This window comes from Anaerolineae bacterium (assembly GCA_013178165.1).
Taxonomy (GTDB): Bacteria; Chloroflexota; Anaerolineae; order Aggregatilineales; family Ch27; genus Ch27.
In genome coordinates, this window is record JABLXG010000032.1 from 22,993 (window position 1) to 40,038 (window position 17,046).

The 17,046-nt window shown below is 61.9% G+C and carries 15 protein-coding genes and 1 pseudogene; 11 read left to right on the top strand and 5 right to left on the bottom strand.

The window, feature by feature from the left end:
* The first annotated feature begins 71 nt into the window (after positions 1-71).
* From proS to HPY64_15255, 9 genes and pseudogenes are all read left to right on the top strand, one after another.
* Positions 72-1,781, top strand: a complete 1,710-nt coding sequence (proS, locus tag HPY64_15215) for a proline--tRNA ligase (protein ID NPV68492.1) — start codon at positions 72-74, stop codon at positions 1,779-1,781.
* 72 nt (positions 1,782-1,853) lie between these two features.
* Positions 1,854-2,988, top strand: a pseudogene (locus HPY64_15220) (ISAs1 family transposase).
* A 194-nt stretch (positions 2,989-3,182) separates the two neighbouring features.
* Entirely contained in the window at positions 3,183-5,162 is a 1,980-nt protein-coding gene (nusA, locus tag HPY64_15225; GenBank protein NPV68493.1) for a transcription termination/antitermination protein NusA, read from the top strand.
* Positions 5,163-5,177: 15 nt separating this feature from the next.
* Positions 5,178-5,501 (top strand): YlxR family protein, encoded by a 324-nt coding sequence (locus HPY64_15230; GenBank protein ID NPV68494.1) that lies wholly within the window; start codon positions 5,178-5,180, stop codon positions 5,499-5,501.
* Between the two features lie 112 nt (positions 5,502-5,613).
* Entirely contained in the window at positions 5,614-7,395 is a 1,782-nt protein-coding gene (infB, locus tag HPY64_15235; GenBank protein NPV68495.1) for a translation initiation factor IF-2, read from the top strand.
* Between the two features lie 11 nt (positions 7,396-7,406).
* Positions 7,407-7,817 carry a 30S ribosome-binding factor RbfA gene (rbfA, locus tag HPY64_15240; GenBank protein ID NPV68496.1) on the top strand — a complete coding sequence of 137 codons (411 nt, stop codon included), beginning with the start codon at positions 7,407-7,409 and terminating at the stop codon, positions 7,815-7,817.
* Positions 7,798-8,781 (top strand): bifunctional oligoribonuclease/PAP phosphatase NrnA, encoded by a 984-nt coding sequence (locus HPY64_15245; protein ID NPV68497.1) that lies wholly within the window; start codon positions 7,798-7,800, stop codon positions 8,779-8,781. The genes rbfA and HPY64_15245 overlap by 20 nt, the downstream gene beginning before the upstream one ends.
* Positions 8,672-9,664 (top strand): tRNA pseudouridine(55) synthase TruB, encoded by a 993-nt coding sequence (gene truB / locus HPY64_15250; protein ID NPV68498.1) that lies wholly within the window; start codon positions 8,672-8,674, stop codon positions 9,662-9,664. The genes HPY64_15245 and truB overlap by 110 nt, the downstream gene beginning before the upstream one ends.
* Positions 9,665-9,738: 74 nt before the next feature.
* On the top strand, positions 9,739-10,686 hold the full coding sequence (locus HPY64_15255; GenBank protein NPV68499.1) for a bifunctional riboflavin kinase/FAD synthetase: 948 nt from the start codon (positions 9,739-9,741) through the stop codon (positions 10,684-10,686).
* A gap of 97 nt (positions 10,687-10,783) precedes the next feature.
* Here HPY64_15255 and HPY64_15260 read toward each other — a convergent pair whose 3' ends face one another.
* From HPY64_15260 to HPY64_15280, 5 genes are all read right to left on the bottom strand, one after another.
* Positions 10,784-11,989 carry a hypothetical protein gene (locus tag HPY64_15260; GenBank protein NPV68500.1) on the bottom strand — a complete coding sequence of 402 codons (1,206 nt, stop codon included), beginning with the start codon at positions 11,987-11,989 and terminating at the stop codon, positions 10,784-10,786.
* Between the two features lie 148 nt (positions 11,990-12,137).
* Positions 12,138-13,124: a GTPase Era gene (era, locus tag HPY64_15265; protein NPV68501.1), complete on the bottom strand. Its 987-nt coding sequence runs from the start codon at positions 13,122-13,124 to the stop codon at positions 12,138-12,140.
* Positions 13,121-14,077: an adenine nucleotide alpha hydrolase family protein gene (locus tag HPY64_15270; GenBank protein NPV68502.1), complete on the bottom strand. Its 957-nt coding sequence runs from the start codon at positions 14,075-14,077 to the stop codon at positions 13,121-13,123. The genes era and HPY64_15270 overlap by 4 nt, the downstream gene beginning before the upstream one ends.
* 48 nt (positions 14,078-14,125) lie before the next feature.
* Positions 14,126-14,338, bottom strand: a complete 213-nt coding sequence (locus HPY64_15275; protein ID NPV68503.1) for a MoaD/ThiS family protein — start codon at positions 14,336-14,338, stop codon at positions 14,126-14,128.
* Between the two features lie 112 nt (positions 14,339-14,450).
* Positions 14,451-14,954: a hypothetical protein gene (locus HPY64_15280; GenBank protein NPV68504.1), complete on the bottom strand. Its 504-nt coding sequence runs from the start codon at positions 14,952-14,954 to the stop codon at positions 14,451-14,453.
* Between the two features lie 168 nt (positions 14,955-15,122).
* Between HPY64_15280 and HPY64_15285 the strand changes: the two genes are divergently transcribed.
* Both HPY64_15285 and HPY64_15290 read left to right on the top strand, forming a co-directional pair.
* Entirely contained in the window at positions 15,123-15,803 is a 681-nt protein-coding gene (locus HPY64_15285) for a histidine phosphatase family protein (GenBank protein ID NPV68505.1), read from the top strand.
* Between the two features lie 167 nt (positions 15,804-15,970).
* Complete coding sequence (locus HPY64_15290) at positions 15,971-16,957, top strand: malate dehydrogenase (GenBank protein NPV68506.1); 987 nt, start codon at positions 15,971-15,973, stop codon at positions 16,955-16,957.
* Positions 16,958-17,046: the final 89 nt, after the last annotated feature.

A 17,046-nucleotide genomic window follows, 5' to 3' on the forward strand; every position in this document is an offset into this window, starting at 1 on the left:
GCCCATTGTTGGGGTCGTAGAATCCTGTTACCATCCCTTTGGTGACCGCTGGGGGAGGGGGGAGGGGCAAGATGCGCTTTCAGGAGCTATTCGGTCGTACCCTGCGCGAGGCGCCGGCAGATGCAGAACTGACCAGCCATCGGTTGGCCCTTCGCGCCGGGTTGATCAGGCCGCTGGGGGGTGGCATCTACGCCTGGCTGCCGCTGGGCCTGTGGGTATTGCGCCGGGTGGAAGCAATCGTGCGAGCTGAACTGGCTGCTCTGAACGGGCAGGAGATGCTGCTGCCGGGGTTGTTGCCAGTGGAATTGCTGCAGGAAAGCGGGCGCTGGCAGCCGGGCTTGAACGAAGTGCTGCTGAAGTGCCAGAACCGTGACGGTCGCCACTACGTGCTGGCGGCGGACTTTCAGGAGGCGCTGGCCGCAATGATGGCGCATGAGATCGAGAGCTACCGCGATCTGCCCCGGCTGGTCTACCAGATCCGCAGCCAATACCAGGATATTGCCCGTCCGCGTGGCGGCTTGATTGGCCTGCGTGAGTTCACGGTGGCGGAAGCGTACAGCCTGGGGCGGACTCCCGCCGAGCTTGACACGGCGTATGACCGTGTTCTTGCCGCCTGGCAACGGGTGTTTGCCCGCGTGGGGCTGCATCCGCTGTTGGTGGAGGCGCCCGGCGGCCACGAGTTCGCCATACTTCATCCGCAGGGGGAAGAGGCGGTCGCCCGTTGTGATCGGTGCGGCTATACGGCGCGGGTGGAGATCGCCCAGGCTCGCTTGCCGGCTGGCCCCTCCGGGACGCCTGAGGTGCTGGCGAAAGTCTCCACGCCGGATTGCAAGACAATTGAGGATGTAGCCCACTTCCTCGGTGTGGAGACCCATCAGACGCTGAAGGCCGTCTTTTTCATCCGGGACGAAACCGAACTGGTGTTCGTTCTTCTGCGGGGCGATCTGGAAGTCAGTGAGGCCAAGCTGATCCAGGCGCTGGGCGGGGGGACGTTGCGGGCGGCAACCGAAGCGGAAATCCGCGCTGTGGGCGCGGAGCCGGGCTATGCCTCTCCGGTCGGGCTGGCGGTACGGACGACGGATCAGCCGGACGGTGTGACCGTGGTGGCCGATATCTCTGTGCAGGCGGGCGTCAACTTTGTGGCTGGAGCCAATGAGGCGGGCTTTCATCTGACCGGCGTCAACTACCCGCGGGACTTTGTCGTGACCCTGCTGGCCGACATTGCTGCTGTGGCGGATGGCGCAACCTGTGGACAATGTGGCGCGGGTGCTTTACACGTTGAACAGGCCATTGTCGTTGGGTATTGCCGCAAGCCGGCCGGGCGGCTGAGCGAGAGACTAGGGGTGCGATTCCTGACTGAAGGGGGACAGGCGCAGCCGGTGTTGATGGGATATTACGGTCTGATGCTGGAGCGGTTGATCGCAGCCATCATCGAGGCCCATCATGACGCGGCGGGTATTGTCTGGCCGCGCAGCGTAGCACCTTTTGCCGTGGAGATTGTTACGCTGGGCAAGGAACCACTTTATCATGAGCAGGGGCGGGCGCTGTATGCGGAACTGAAGCGGGCCGGGCTGAATGTCCTGCTGGATGACCGGGATGAGCGCCCCGGCGTCAAATTCGCTGACGCCGATTTGGTTGGCGCTCCGCTGCGGGTGACGGTCAGCCAGCGCGCTCTGGAGCGCGATGTGCTGGAAGGCAAATGGCGACATAGCGAAGAACGATTCGATATTCCGGTAGTGGGGGCAGCAGCGGCTATTGTGCGTCTGGTCGGGGGAGAATGAACGTTGTGCGCAGGGCAATCGCATCAAAAGTGCTGATAGGGAATAATAGGATGCCTCTAACCAGGAGGCACTATGTCAGACGAAAACCCGATCAGCTTACTCATCAGTTTTCGGGACCTGCCCGATCCCCGAGTGGGGGGCGTTGCGATCACAAGCTCATCGATATCATCGTGATAACGGTGTGCGCCGTTATTGCGGGAGCGGAGAGCTGGGTGGATGTGGAGAGCTTCGGTAAAGCGAAGCAAGAATGGTTGCACACTTTTCTCGACCTGCCGCATGGGATACCGTCGCACGACACGTTCGGGCGCTTTTTCGCGGCGTTGGATGCTGAGGCATTTCAGACGGCGTTCATGCGCTGGGTGGAAGGGGTCTTTCGGGTGAGTAGAGGTCAAGTCATTGCGATTGACGGCAAGACAGCACGGCGCAGCCATAACCGAAGCCTCGGCAAAGACGCCATCCATATGGTCAATGCGTGGGCCACGCACAACGGCATTGCCTTGGGGCAGTGGAAGACAGACGCGAAATCGAATGAAATCACGGCGATTCCGCCGCTGCTACGCCAGTTGAAAGTGGCGGGCTGTATTGTCACGGTCGATGCGATGGGTGCTCAAACCAAGATCGCCCAGGCGATTCGCGATGAAAAGGCCGACTACGTGCTGCGGGTCAAAGACAATCAGGGGCACTTGCACCAGGACATTCAAGACTGGTTCGCGCATGCGGACAACGTGCAATTCGCTCAGATGCCACACAGCTATGCCGAAACCATCAATAAAGGCCATGGACGCATCGAAATTCGGCGGTGCTGGGCCATCAGTGACCCCCTGGCCTTCGAATACCTCCGCAATTATGAGGGTTGGACTGATTTGCAGACCATTATACGGGTGCAACGTGAGCGACGACTTCCAGACAAGACCGAGCTCAACACGGCCTACTACATCAGCAGCTTGCCCGCTGAGGCTGAACCCCTCCTGGATGCCACGCGCTTCCACTGGGCGGTTGAAAATAGTCTTCACTGGGTCCTGGACGTCATCTTCAGAGAGGACAATGCCCGGGTCCGCCTCGGGCACGCCGCCCACAACATGGCGATCTTGCGAAACTGGCGCTCAACATTATCAAAAAGGACTCTTCCAAGGGGAGTATCCGCACCAAACGCTTCAAGGCCGGCCTTGATATCACCTTCCTTGAACGGTTACTGGAACAAATTTGATGCAATCGCCCTGCGTTGTGCGCATTTGACCTTGCCAAGCTCAGGGCGCGCGTGGTATACTATTGGTAGTAGATCCTCTTTGCAAAAAGTGGGAAGCCCCCACTTTTTGTGTTATATGCGGTTACAGATCACGACCGTCTAACCAGTAGAGCGCTTGGCCTCCCCATGTGGGGCAAGCCGGAGTAGAGAGCAGGATGAAAAACGAGTTTGTCCTGGCAATTAACGAGATCGTTGATGAGCGGGCGCTGCCGCGCGAGATCATCTTGGAAGCGCTGCGTTCCGCGCTGGTCACAGCATACCGGCGCGATGTCAGTGTAGGCGGCCAGAATGTGGACGCCGAGATTGATATGACGAACGGCAGGGTCGTCATCCTGGTGGAAAAAGAGGTGGTGCAGTCGGTACAGGACCCGCGCACTGAGATCACCCTGGAAGCGGCCAGAGAGATCAACCCGAACGTCACCATTGGCGATACGATCATGGTGCCGTTCGAGGATACCACCCGCAAGTTTGGTCGTATCGCGGCGCAGACCGCCAAACAGATCATCCTGCAGAAGATTCGTGAAGCGGAACGCAAGACGCTCTATGAGGAATATATTGAACGGCAGGGCGATCTGATCTCCGGCACGGTGCAGAGTGTGACGCCACAGGGCCTGACTGTCAGCCTGGGGCGCGCCGAGGCATTGCTGCCACGCGCGCACATGATCCCCAAAGAGACTTACAAGCCTCATGACAAGGTGCGGGCCATTCTGTTGGAAGTCAAGCCGGGCAATCGCGGGCCGCAGATCATCCTCAGCCGCAGCCATCGCAACATGCTGCGCCGCCTGCTGGAGTACGAAGTGCCGGAAATCTTCAACGGCCAGGTGGAGATCAAGAATATCGCCCGTGAGGCCGGTTATCGTTCCAAAGTCGCTGTTGCGGCGCTGCAGGAAGGCGTCGATCCGGTAGGCGCTTGCGTGGGGATGCGCGGCATCCGCATCCAGAACATCGTGCGGGAGCTGAGCGAAGAAAAGATCGACGTGATTGAATGGAGTCCGGACCCGGCGACCTTCATCACCAAAGCGCTCAGCCCGGCGCGGGTAGCAGGCGTTTTCCTGGACGAATATGCGGACAGTGGCAGCCGCGGCGGGATGGGCACGGCCACGGTGATTGTGCCGGATGATCAGCTTTCGCTAGCGATCGGACGCGAGGGCCAGAATGCTCGCCTGGCCGCCAAGCTAACCGGCTGGCGCATTGACATCAAGAGTGTGACCGAGTCTGTGACCTCGGCGCTTCAGAACACGGAGTCGCCGGCGCTGGCAGCGTTCAACCGCGAACATGCCGATCTGCTGGCCGAAGTGCGACGGATCATGGAAAAGCGAGAGGCTAACCGCCCGGTGATGCCGGAGGAATTCCAGACTCTGGCCCAGTACGCTCGCCAGGTTGAGAGCGTGCTGCTCAACGAGCGCCGTGCAGTGAACAAGCGTCATCAAGACCATCTGCAGGCCGTGCGGGCCACGCTGCCGGAAGGCGCGTTCCAGGTGCCAGTTACAGACCTGGATATTCCGGCCCCGCTGGTGCGGGCGCTGGCTACGCGGTTTGAGACGGCCGGTGAAGTGATGCTGTATCTGATTGTCGACGAGGATCGCGTTCGTAAGGCACTGAAGCGCGCTCAGGAAGACGATGAGGACGCGCTGGCAGTGGTCAAGCGCGCGCTGGACAGGCTGGTTATCCCTGCGCCGGTTGCTGAGCCTGAGGTGACGGCTGAAGTTGCGGAAGCAGCGACGGAGGCGGAAACTACGCTGGTTGAGCCAGTTGAAGTTGAGGCGCCAGCTGCTGAGCCAGCGATGGCTGAAGCTGCGGGGGAAGAGGAAGTATTGCCGGCCATTCTCGAACCGGAACTGGAAGAAGAGACTCCGGTGGAGGCGCGCCCGGTAGTAGCGCCGAAGCCTGTGGTCGACCTGGAGCCGGAGTTCGAGCCGGTTGCCCCGTATGTGCCGCGGCGACCTGTCTTTGAGCCGGAAGAGGAAGAGGAACTCCCGCGCTTCCAGCCAGCCGGTAAGAAGAGCAAGAAGGGTAAGGGCGCCAAGCGCGAGCTGATCTTCGATGAAGAGACCGGCAAGATGGTGGCGCGGCGCAAGCGCAAGGGCAGCCGCCGGCGCTCGTCCTTCTTTGATGACTTTGAGGACGAAATCTAGCGGCAGGGTATCATCATGGCGCGGCAGGAGCCAAACCGTAAGCAGCGGGGGCCTGGCCGCCCCCGCCACATCCCCCAGCGCACCTGTGTGGTGTGCCGGCGTACGCTGGACAAACGCGCTCTGGTGCGGATTGTCCGTACGCCTGACGAAGGAGTGATCGTGGACCCGACGGGCAAGCGGGCCGGGCGTGGTGCTTACCTGTGCCATGAGGATCAGTGCTGGGAACAGGCATTCAAGACGCATGTGCTGGATCGCGCCCTGCGTGCCGAATTGACAGACACTGATCGGGCGCGGTTGCGTGAACAGCGCCCGTGCCCGGCCAGCAACGGAAATACATGAATCCTGGGAATGGATGTTGGCGTGTCTACAGCGAGGCACAAGAGAATGCCTATGTGAACGGGTCGCTGTAAGCCAGCCATCTATTGCCTGAGCAGTAGGCATGGAGGTGCTTATGGCTAAAGAGAAACAAATCTTCGAAATCCCCGAGTATCTGAGCGTGCGCGATCTGGCTGAACTGATCGGAGCCAGCCCGATCGATGTGATGAAACTGCTCATCAGCAACGGGATCATGGCCTCGATTAACCAGCAGATTGACTACGATACGGCGGCGATTGTGGTCGAGGAAATGGGGCATGAGGCTCGTCCCGTTACCCCCGTCGCCAAAGAAGTTGAGCAGGCCGAACTGCCCAAGTGGCGGCACTTCTACGATAATCAATCTCCGGAAAGTCTGAGGCCTCGCCCGCCAGTCGTGACCATCCTGGGCCATGTGGACCATGGCAAGACATCGTTGCTGGATGTGATCCGGCAGTCTCATGTTCAGGAAAACGAAGCGGGCGGCATTACCCAGCATATTGGCGCGTATCAGGTCGAACATAACGGGCGGAAGATCACCTTCCTGGATACCCCCGGCCATGAGGCTTTCACGGCGATGCGTGCTCGTGGCGCTCAGGGAGCTGACATTGCCGTCCTGGTAGTCGCCGCCGATGATGGCGTTATGCCCACGACGAAGGAAGCGCTGGCCCATGTGCAGGCGGCCCATGTCCCGGTCGTGGTGGCTCTCAACAAGATCGACCGCCCTAACGCCAACCCGGAGCGAGTCAAGCGTCAGCTGGCAGATATTGGCCTGGTCCCTGATGAATGGGGTGGGAACGTGCTGGTGGTGCCGGTTTCCGCCAAGGAAAAGATCGGCCTGGAGGATCTGCTGGAAGCCATCCTGCTCGTAGCGGACGAAACGGAAATTGTCGCTGATCCGACCGCACCGGCGGCGGGAACCGTGCTGGAAGGCAGGCTGGATCGCAGCCGCGGGCCGGTGGCGACCCTGCTGGTGCAGAACGGTACGCTCAAGCAGGGCGATATCGTTGTCGCCGGGATGAGCTATGGGCGTATCCGCGCCATGTTTGATGAGTATGGCGCGCCGGTCAAGCAGGCCGAACCTTCCCAGCCGGTCACGGTTACCGGTCTGAGCGAAGCGCCCGAACCGGGCGATACCTTCACCGTGGTCGCCAAGGAGAAAGAAGCACGCGCTATTGTGGCGGAGCGCAAGCAGAAGGCCGAAGCTGCTTCGCGGCGCGGCCCGCAGACCCTCTCCCTGGATGAGATTTTTGCCCAGTTCCAGGCCGGGGATGTCAAGGAACTGAACCTGATTGTCAAGGTTGACGTAGCCGGTTCGCTGGAGCCGATCGTCAACTCGCTTGAGGACCTGAATGTCAGCGATATCGGTGTGCATATTCTGCATGCTGAAGTGGGCAACATCACCGAAAGCGACATCATGCTGGCGATTGCCTCCGGCGCAATTGTCCTGGGCTTTAACGTGCGCGTTGACCCGGCGGCGCAGGCGCTGGCGGAAAGCAACGGCATCGACATTCGCACCTACGATGTGATCTACAAGATGATCGAGGATGTGGAACTGGCGCTGAAAGGCATGCTGGAGCCGGTGTATGAGGATGTAGTCATCGGCACGGCGGAGGTGCGCGCTGTGTTCAAAGTGCCGCGCAGCGGGAAGGTCGCCGGCTGCTATATCCGTGAGGGCGAGGCCCGGCGCAATGCTCAGGCTCGCGTCAAGCGTAAGGGCCAAATCATTTACGAAAATGGCACGGTTAGCTCGCTGCGGCGCTTCGACGAAGATGTTCGGGAAGTTCGGGCTGGCTTTGAATGCGGTGTTGGCCTTTCCGGCTTTGATGCCTTTCAGGAAGGGGATGTGATCGAGTTCACCGTTCGCCAGCGAGTGAACTGAGGCAAGCAGCTATGTCAGTCAAGCAGAAGCGCATGGAGGATCGCATCCGCGACATCCTGAGCGGATTGCTGCAGCTTGAAGTCCGCGATGCCCGGTTGAAGAACGTCACGGTCACGCGGGTGATGCTGGATCGCGAACTGCAGATGGCCGATGTCTATGTCAACGCCATGGGTGAGGAATCCCGCCGCCAGGAAGTCATGGCCGGTCTTGACCGGGCCAAGGGCTTCCTGCGGCGGGAGCTGGCTGCCCGCGTACGTCTGCGGACCGCGCCCGATCTGCAGTTTCACTGGGACCTGAACCTGGAGCACGGGGAGCGGATCAACCGCTTGCTGGATGGCCTGGAAATTCCGCCGGGAGATGTCCCCGTCGCCGATGACGATCTCGACCTTGAGGATCTCCTAGATGATGATGGAATGGGATAAAGCGGCGGCGCTGCTGAGCCAGGCGCAGTATATCGTGATCGTCACCCATGTTGGGCCGGATGGCGACGCGATCGGGTCGCTGCTGGGGCTGATGTGGGCATTGCGCCGGCTGGGCAAGCGGGTTGTCCCGGCGGTTGACGAGGGGGTCCCGCCGGAATTCACTTTCCTGCCGGGGGCGGAGGAGGTGCGTGCTGCCCTTGGTGATGTACAGCCCGATCTGGTCATTGCCGTGGATTGTGGCGATCCTGGCCGGATGGGTAAGGCTGGCGAGGCGGCGCGGGCAGCGGGCGCGCCGCTGATCAATCTCGATCACCACATTACCAATACCCGCTTTGGAGACGCGAACCTGGTCGATCCGGCAACGGTGGCTTCCGCCGAAGGTGTGCTGGACTGGCTGGATCGGCTGGGAGTTGCGCCGGACCGGCAGATCGCCACCTGTCTGCTGACCGGTATTGTGACTGACACCCTGTGCTTCCGCACGGATAACGTCAGCGCGGCGGTGTTTGGTAAGGCCCAGCGCCTGATCGAAGCAGGCGCCCCCTACAGCGAAATCACCCAGCGCACAGTGATGCGCATGTCGTTTGAGGCGCTTGGCCTGTGGGCGGCAGTGTTACCCCGTATGCGCCTTGAGGAGGAGGGCATCCTGTGGGTGGCCATTGACCGGCCGACCCGCCAGGCGCTCAACTACAATGATGCACGGGATGGTGGGCTGGTCAGCCTGCTGATCTCGGCAGATCGGGCCAGGATCGCCGCTGTCTTCCGTGAGAAGGATGACGGAAAAGTTGAGATCGGGTTCCGGGCTGTGCCTGGCTATGATGTCGCTACGGTCGCTGCCCGGCTGGGCGGCGGCGGGCATGCCCTGGCTGCCGGTTGCACGATTGACGGACCGCTGGAGGAAGCGGTGGCGCGGACGCTGGCGCTGTTGCGGGAGGCCGCTCGTGAAGGAGCGCCGGTTGTCCCCTGAGCGTGTTTCGGGTTTGCTCAACATCCATAAGCCGGTTGGCCCGACCAGCCATGATGTGGTGGCGCGCATCCGCCGCCTGACGCGCATCAGGCAGGTGGGGCATGCCGGCACCCTCGATCCGCTGGCTGAAGGCGTGCTGATCATCTGCCTGGGGCAGGCTACGCGCCTGAGTGAGTACGCCATGCGCTCGCCCAAGCAGTACCTTGCCCGCGTGCGGCTGGGGGTCAGCACCGACACCTACGACCGCGAAGGGCGGATTGTTGAGGAGCGCCCCCTGGGCGATCTGAGTGCTCATTGCATCGCTGAGGCGCTGGAGCAGTTCCAGGGCGAGATTCTACAGATACCGCCGATGTATAGCGCCATCCAGCAGGAAGGCCAGCGGCTGTACGATCTGGCCCGGCAGGGCCGGGAAGTCCCGCGCCAGCCGCGCCGGGTGACCATCAGCGCCATCCGGCTGGTTGCGTGGATGCCACCGGAAGTGACGCTGGAGGTTACCTGCTCCCCGGGGACGTATATCCGCAGCCTAGCCCACGATCTGGGTGTTGCGCTGGGGGTAGGGGGGCATCTGGCCGGGCTTGTCCGGCTGGCCAGTGGCAGCTTTCACCTTGCGGAAGCAATCCCGTTGGCAGCATTTGAGGAAGCTGTTGACGCCGGAATCTGGCAGCAGTACCTGTTGCCACCGGAACGAGCGCTGGCCGGTCTGCCGATCGTGCAACTGACGGCAGACGAAGCCCGGCGGATTCAGCACGGCGGCGCTATTCCGGCCCCGCCGGAGGCAGCGGGTGAAGCCGGCGCTCGCGGACCGGCGGGGGAACTGCTGGCGATCTTGAGGGCGATGGAAGGCCGCTGGCAGCCTGTAAAGGTCTTCCCGCCTGGGGGCTGATCGGGTTGTAGTATCGTGCCCCGAACGATGAGTGGATCGAGGGCTTTGCTTTCGATGGGCGGAGGAGCGGGCGCGTGAGCGGGCATATCTACTCGCTGAAGGATATTAACCTGACGACGCCGTCGATTGTCACTATTGGCGTGTTTGATGGTGTACATCTGGGCCATCAGCGGCTGGTCCGGCAGTTGGTACAGGAGGCGCGGGAAAGCAATCGAACCAGCGTTGTGCTGACCTTCTTCCCACATCCGGATGTAGTCCTTAGGGGGGTAACCGGCCGCTACTACCTGACCAGCCCGGAAGTCAGGGCCAGGCTGTTGCTGGATATGGGGGTTGACCTGGTTATCACCCATGCTTTCAACCGGGAGATCAGCCAGATTCGCGCCGCCGATTTTGTGGAGCAATTGTGTGCGCACCTCAAGATGGCGGTGCTATGGGTGGGGCCTGACTTTGCCCTGGGGTACAGGCGCGAGGGCAATGTGCCGTTCCTGCGGGCGCAGGGGGCGGTGCGCGGCTTTACTGTCGAGACCGTGGAACTGCGCCTGACCACCGGCGGAAGTGTGATCAGCAGTTCCAGCATCCGCGAGGCGCTGGCCGCCGGGCATGTTGAGCAGGCGGCAGCCTGGCTGGGTCGCCCCTATCGCATCGCCGGTGAGGTGGTCGTCGGCGATCGTCGCGGTCGTACCATCGGTTTTCCTACCGCTAATCTGCGCGTGTGGGAGGAGCAACTGCTGCCCGCCAATGGCGTCTATGCTGGCTGGGCTTACTGGCGCGGCGAACGGCTGATGGCGGTGGCTAACCTCGGCATCCAGCCAACCTTTGATGGGGCGCAGATGAAGGTCGAAGCTCACCTGCTGGACTTTGACCGGGACATTTACGGGGAGACGCTGGAACTCGCGTTTGTCCGGCGGCTCCGTGCTGAGCAGCGCTTCAACAGCGTGGCCGACCTGGTTGAACAGATTCAACACGACGTCGTCAGCGGGCGGGCGATCCTGGAACCGCTCATGGCGCAGGAACAGCGCTAGGCTGCAGCAGATGGCGTCCGGGTCACCGCTGGCGTTCACGAGGCAGCGCCGATCTTGGCCCAGCCCAGTACGGATGCCGGAAAAGGCGATCTTCAGTTCAGGAAACACCGGTCAGGCGGTAGAGTGTTTGCCGCAATTCAGCGCGGACGGCTAGCGCTTCCTCGACCGGGGTCTTGAGACGGTCATGGAATGCCGTCTCCAACGCTGTGGTATGGTCAACCATGGTCTGAGCCGGGGCGATCAGGTTAGCGCTGATCGGATTGACGACTTCAGCAACCAGGCCCTTGTCGCTGTCGACGCTGATCCATTGCCGCAGTGGGGTGATCAGCATCGTGTTGATGCTCCCCACCAGCTCCGGGATGTGTGTCAGGATCAGGCCGATAGCTTCCAGCCCGGCGCGGATATTCTGCCCCACGCCAAAAGGCAGGATATCCAGCACCTGGCCGATGAAATCCCCGATCTGCTGGGCAACAGGCTTGACCGGTTCCACCAGCCCGCTCAACGTATCTTCAAATGCCTGCAGGGTGGCAGCCAGCTGGTTGATCTGCGTTTCCAGCCATAGCAGGCCCTCAGCGATAACTGGCGCCTGCAGCTCGATTCCAGCCAGCAGGCCCGCCGCCTGATTCACACCCGCCTGCAGTAAGCCGCGCGCAGTCCCGAGGGCGAGCAGAGCCAGGTTGAGGGGCGTGAGGCCGGCCATCACCCGGTCGTCCAGCTCTGCCGCTTCCATCTGCTGGTACAGGGTGATGACCTGCTGCAAGTAGGCGATATCATTGGTGCGCGCCTGCAGATCGGCGGCAAGGGCGGCATTGTCGGCGCGTGTGGTCTCCAGATCAACGAGGGCTGTTTCCAGTTCTGCGCGGCTGGACTCCAGATCGGTGCGGAGCGTCTCAAGCTGGGCGCGCAACCCGATCCGTTCTGAGCGCAGGGCGGCCAACTCCGCCTGGAGGCTGCCAGGGTCGGTGTCCGCTTGCGGTGCAGTAAGTGTTCCCGTGATGGCGTCGCCGTGCAACACAGCGGTCGGAATCGCCGGTTTGGCTGCTCCCGATGGATTCCCGGCCAGTAGCAAGGCTGCGCCGCCGGTAGCGGTGATCACGCCACCTGCCAGAAACCATAGCAGGAATGCACGTCTGCTCAGTTTTTCGGGCGCGACTGTCGCTTCATCAACAAACTCGAAGCCGCCACCGGAAGCAACCAGAGCATCTAGCTCGGCCAGGGACTGATCATCGAGGTGTTGCAGTTGCCGGTACAGACGGTCAAGTATGGCGGCCCGTGTGCGTGAGGAAGGGGAAATGGTGGTCATGGCGGTGTTGTACGCTACCTCGCCAGAATGATGGTATCGGACATTAAGCGCGGGGATGGAGACGGCAGTGCTACACATGCATACGTACAGATGTTCGAGGTGTTGCGCCGATGAACCTCCCGTGTTTGCCTGAGGAAGCCGGGCGCCTTCAGCGGATGCGGTAGCCCAGCCGTTTGAGCAGCGCTTCATCCTGTCGCCAGTTGGGCAGGACCTTCACCCACAGTTCCAGGAATACGCGGCTCTCCGTCAGCCCTTCGATTTCGCGGCGGGCGGCGGCGCCAATGCGCTTAAGCATCTGGCCGCCCTTGCCAATGATGATGGACTTTTGCGATTCACGCTCGATATAGATGGTGGCCGCAATGTAGATCACATTGTTCTCGCGCTCTTTGAACTCGTTGATCTCCACGGCAACAGCGTGCGGAACCTCGTCATGGGTATTCAAGAGTACCTGCTCGCGGATCATCTCCGCGGCGATGTGGCGGGTATAGGTCTCAGTGACCTGATCTGGCGGGTAGTAGCGCGGTCCTTCCGGCAGGAGGGCGATCAGGCGTTTCCGCAGATCGTCGACGCCAGCGCCGTGCAGGGCACTGATGGCGACCCAATCGACGGGCGAGACCAGCGCCAGGTAAGCGTCCACGTGAGCCTGCAACTTGTCCGGCGGGGTCAGGTCGATCTTGTTGATGGCCAGGACGATCGGCGCTTTTGAGGCAGCGTCGCGGAGCTGCCGGGCGATCATGATATCACCGGGGCCGGGGGGCAGATTCGCCTCCACGATCAGCAGGATCACATCGGCGTCCACCAGCGCCTGCTGGGCGGTTTCCACCATGAAGCGCCCCAGTTCGTGGCGTGGCTTATGCAGGCCAGGGGTGTCCACAAACACGATCTGGGCCTCATCGGTGGTCAGGATGCCCAGTTGGCGGACGCGAGTCGTTTGTGGGCGCGGGGAGACGATGGCGATCTTCTGCCCCAGAATCTGGTTGATCAGGGTGGATTTGCCCACATTCGGGCGACCGATGACCGCGACGAAACCGGACCGGTGGCCGGGCGGAACAACGTCCAGGGCGCTTTCGGCGCGATGGGCAGCTTCTATGTCGTCGTCAGCGGGCAGTGGCGGATAGGATTCAGAGTCGGTCATGCCGGGGTCGTTGCAGCCTCCTGAGCTTTGAGCATGCGGACGCGATCCCACATCCGGCAGAATGTACAGTCGCCATTGTTGGTGGTGGCCTGGCCGCAGGTCGGGCAGGCGCGCAGCGTCAGTCCTTCTTCTTCCGGCAGGAAATCCGGGTGCTGCTCCCGCGCCCGCAGGAAGTTCAGATAAAAGCGGAGCTTGGAACCGGGGCTATCCTGTTCCAGGGCGTTAAGCAGTTCTTTGTAGCGCAAGCTGGTTGCATCTGCTGCGAATGGGCATTCCTCATAGATGTAGTCAATGCCGCGCAGCAGAGCGTACGCAGCCGTCTCCCGTTCGTAAAAACGGCAGAGCGGCTTGACCTTACGCACCAGGCCGGCTTCGCCGGGAGGGAGCACCGGTCCCTGTCGACGCAGGTATTCCACCGACCAGGAGAGCGTATTGCCCAGCAGGGTGGCGGCTTCGTCGTCCAGATTATGGCCGGTGGCTAGCACGGGATAGCCTTCATCACCGGCGACGCGATTCATGATGTGCCGCTTGGCGAGGCCACAGCTTGAGCATGGCTTGCCACGATGAAAGACCTGCGCGGCCTCAGGGATTGATGCGCCGTATACAGCGGCGACATCCACGGTGTGCAGGACGGCTTCGGGGTGGCGCGCGGCAAAGGCGCGGACATACGCATACGATGCCTCAGAATAGGCAGTTCCCTCATCGATGCCGAGGCTGATGTACAGCCCATCGGCGCGGTAGCCCAGCGCCAGGAGGATGTCCCACAACGCCAGGCTGTCTTTGCCGCCGGAAACAGCGACCAGTACCCGTTCGTCACGGGTGAACATCCGGTAGTGGTGAATGGACCGCTCCGTCTGTTCCTGCATCCAGGTGACGAAGTGGGTCTTGCACAGGGCCAGTTTGTGCTGCCGCATGTTGATGACGGCGCGGGCGCTGCACTTGCGGCATTTCATGGCAGTGGTTGTCTCCTGTGTTGATTGTCCGGCATGTCTACGGCGTGGTCAGCCGCCGGAAATCACCGCGACGAGCCTGATCCGGTCGCCGGGCTGAAGCTGAACATCATCGGTAAGTAGCTCGCCCTCCCGGACGATCAGAACCATCTCCGGGTTCAGGCGGCACCTGAGAATAGCGTCACGGGCGCTCATGCCGGCGGGCACTTCAAAGGTCTGGTGGCGGAAGTGCAGGGTGGCAGTGGCAGAGTCTGATGCGGCCATCGTTGCTGGTTCTCCCGTTTCGGACGGTAGAACGCGATTGTAGCGCAGGGCAGTCCTCATGTCGACTGCACCGGACGGGCGGAATGGCGGTGATCCACCGGGCAGGCAGAGTTCACTGCTCCTGGCCGGGTGGAACTGACCAGCGTGGCAGGTAGGCAGCCAGCAGCTCAGGCAACGGTGGGGCCTCCGGACTAACCCAGCACGCGGTCAGCGGGGCCAGGGGCAGGCGATCTGCCACCGACGCATAGGCCCACACTTCTACACCGCGCCCGAAGTCCAGCTCGCGGAGCATCACCTGGGCGGGTTGGCCGTCGATTCCAATGCCCACCAGATCGGCGCGGGGATGCAGATTGCTGTGCGCCAGGGCATAGTCCCAGGCTTCCCGACCCACCAGCATCGCCCCATATTCCGAGGCGAACAGACCGGGCACAATCGAGGCTTCACGGTGCAGGTAGGGCAGGGCATAACGGACGGTCAGCGGTCCGGCAGGGCGCAGCAAGACCAGTTCCGGCCAGGCGGGCGCTACCCCCACGACCAGAAGCGTGGCCTCGGCAATACAGTACAGGCTGGCGGAGAGCGTATCGCCGATCAGTTCCGGTTCAGGAATCCGTGACATAACTTTTGCCAGGACAACCCTTCATGCTGCGGCTCGAACAGCGGGATGCTGGCGGGAAGAAGACTGGAAATCACCGCGCTGTTTGCCGCCAAGGATAGCATATTCCGGGCTATAATGGGCGCGTTTTGCTGTAAATGAGCATATCCACCGGTTCAAGGAGTGTAACTGGTGAGCAGTGGCGCGGACACCATCTTAACGCTGGTGCGTCATGGGCATACCGAATGGAATGGGCTGGGGCGCTACCAGGGTCTGGCGCCGGTGCCGTTAAGCGAGCGGGGACGCCTTCAGGCGGAACACTTAGCGCAGGCGTTAGCGCCAGGTGACCCGATGGGCGACCCGGTGAGCAGGCCGATTCAGGCCATCTACAGCAGCGATCTGCTGCGCTGCCGGCAAACCGCGGCGCCGATTGCGGCAGCGCTGGGTCTACCCGTCCAGTTCGATCCTCGCCTGCGCGAGGCGGATTACGGGCACTGGCAGGGTCTCACGCGGGAAGAGGCTGCTCGCTGGGATCCGGAGGCTTACGCAGCCTATCGAGCCGATCCGGACGGCGTGGCGATCCCCGGCGGGGAGAGTCACCAGATGCTAGCAAACCGCGTGCTGGCGGCGTTGGCGGATGTGCTGGCCCGGCACGGCGGGGAGCATGTCTTGCTGGTCACTCATGGCGGTCCGCTGCGGGCCATCCTGGAGCATTATGATCTCTGGCAGGGCGGGCATCCGCCTGGTAATGCCTCGCGGACGGTGATCGCAGTGTCGCCTGCTGGCAGGGCAGAGGTGCTGCTGATGGGCGATGTGGCCCACCTGCCAGCGGCGCTGCAACCGGACCGGTCAGGGACGACGTTCATCGCGTGATGGCGGTCAGAGTCGCCATGACGGTTAACGCAGAATTGGAGTGAGATGATATACTTTATCTGTAAACTCAATCACAGGTGACCCCGGGGCATGATTGTGCATCTAAATGGTCAGACTGTGATGTCTTTACAGGGCGCTTACCTGTTCAGCAGAAGGAGATTTCGGTTGTGAAGAACCCGATTCGTGTAGCCGTCACCGGCGGCGCTGGCCAGATCGCTTACAGCCTGTTGTTCCGGATCGCTTCCGGGGAGACCTTTGGCCCCGACCAGCCGGTCATCCTGCAGATCATCGAAATCCCGGAAGCGATGGGTGCGCTCAAGGGTGTCCGGATGGAACTGGATGACTGCGCTTTCCCGCTGTTGCAGGATGTCATCCTGACCGACGATCCGAGAGTCGGCTTCAGGGATGCGAACTGGGCGCTGTTGACTGGCGGCAAGCCACGCACCGCCGGGATGAACCGCGCCGACCTGATCTCAGCAAACGGCCGAATCTTTGTGGAACAGGGCCGCGCTATCAATGACTACGCGGCGCGCAACATCCGTGTGCTGGTGGTGGCCAACCCGTGCAACACCAACGCGCTGGTGGCTCACCGCAACGCGCCGGATATTCCCGCTGATCGCTGGTTTGCCATGACTCGCCTGGATGAAAACCGCGCCAAGGCTCAGATTGCCGCCAAAGCGGGTGTTTCTGTCGGTGCGGTGACCAATATGGCGGTGTGGGGCAACCACAGCGATACACAGTTCCCCAACTTTGAAATGGCGCGCGTTAACGGACGCCCATTGCTGGAAGTCATCCCCGACCGGCAGTGGCTGGAAAACGATTTCCTGAAGACAAACCAGCAGCGCGGTAAGGCGATTATCGACGCGCGGGGCAAGAGCAGCGCTGCCAGCGCCGCTAACGCTGCGATTGACACCGTCCATAGCCTGTTGCACCCCACACCGGCGGGGGACTGGTTCAGCGCGGCAGTTGTCTCCGATGGCAGCTATGGCGTTCCGGAGGGGCTGGTGTTCTCGTACCCGTTGCGTTCCCGGGGCGGCGGCGAATACGAGATCGTGCAGGGGCTGGAACTGAGCGCGTATGCCCGCCAGAAGCTACAGCTTTCCTGGCAGGAATTGCTTGAGGAAAAGGCGGCGGTGGCCGACCTGATTGGCTAGCGGAGGCTGCGCAGCGGGGATATTCACCCCTGGTTGGCAGGCAGATTGTGCTATCATAGGGAGCGTTCGCGGTTGCGCGACGCTCCCTG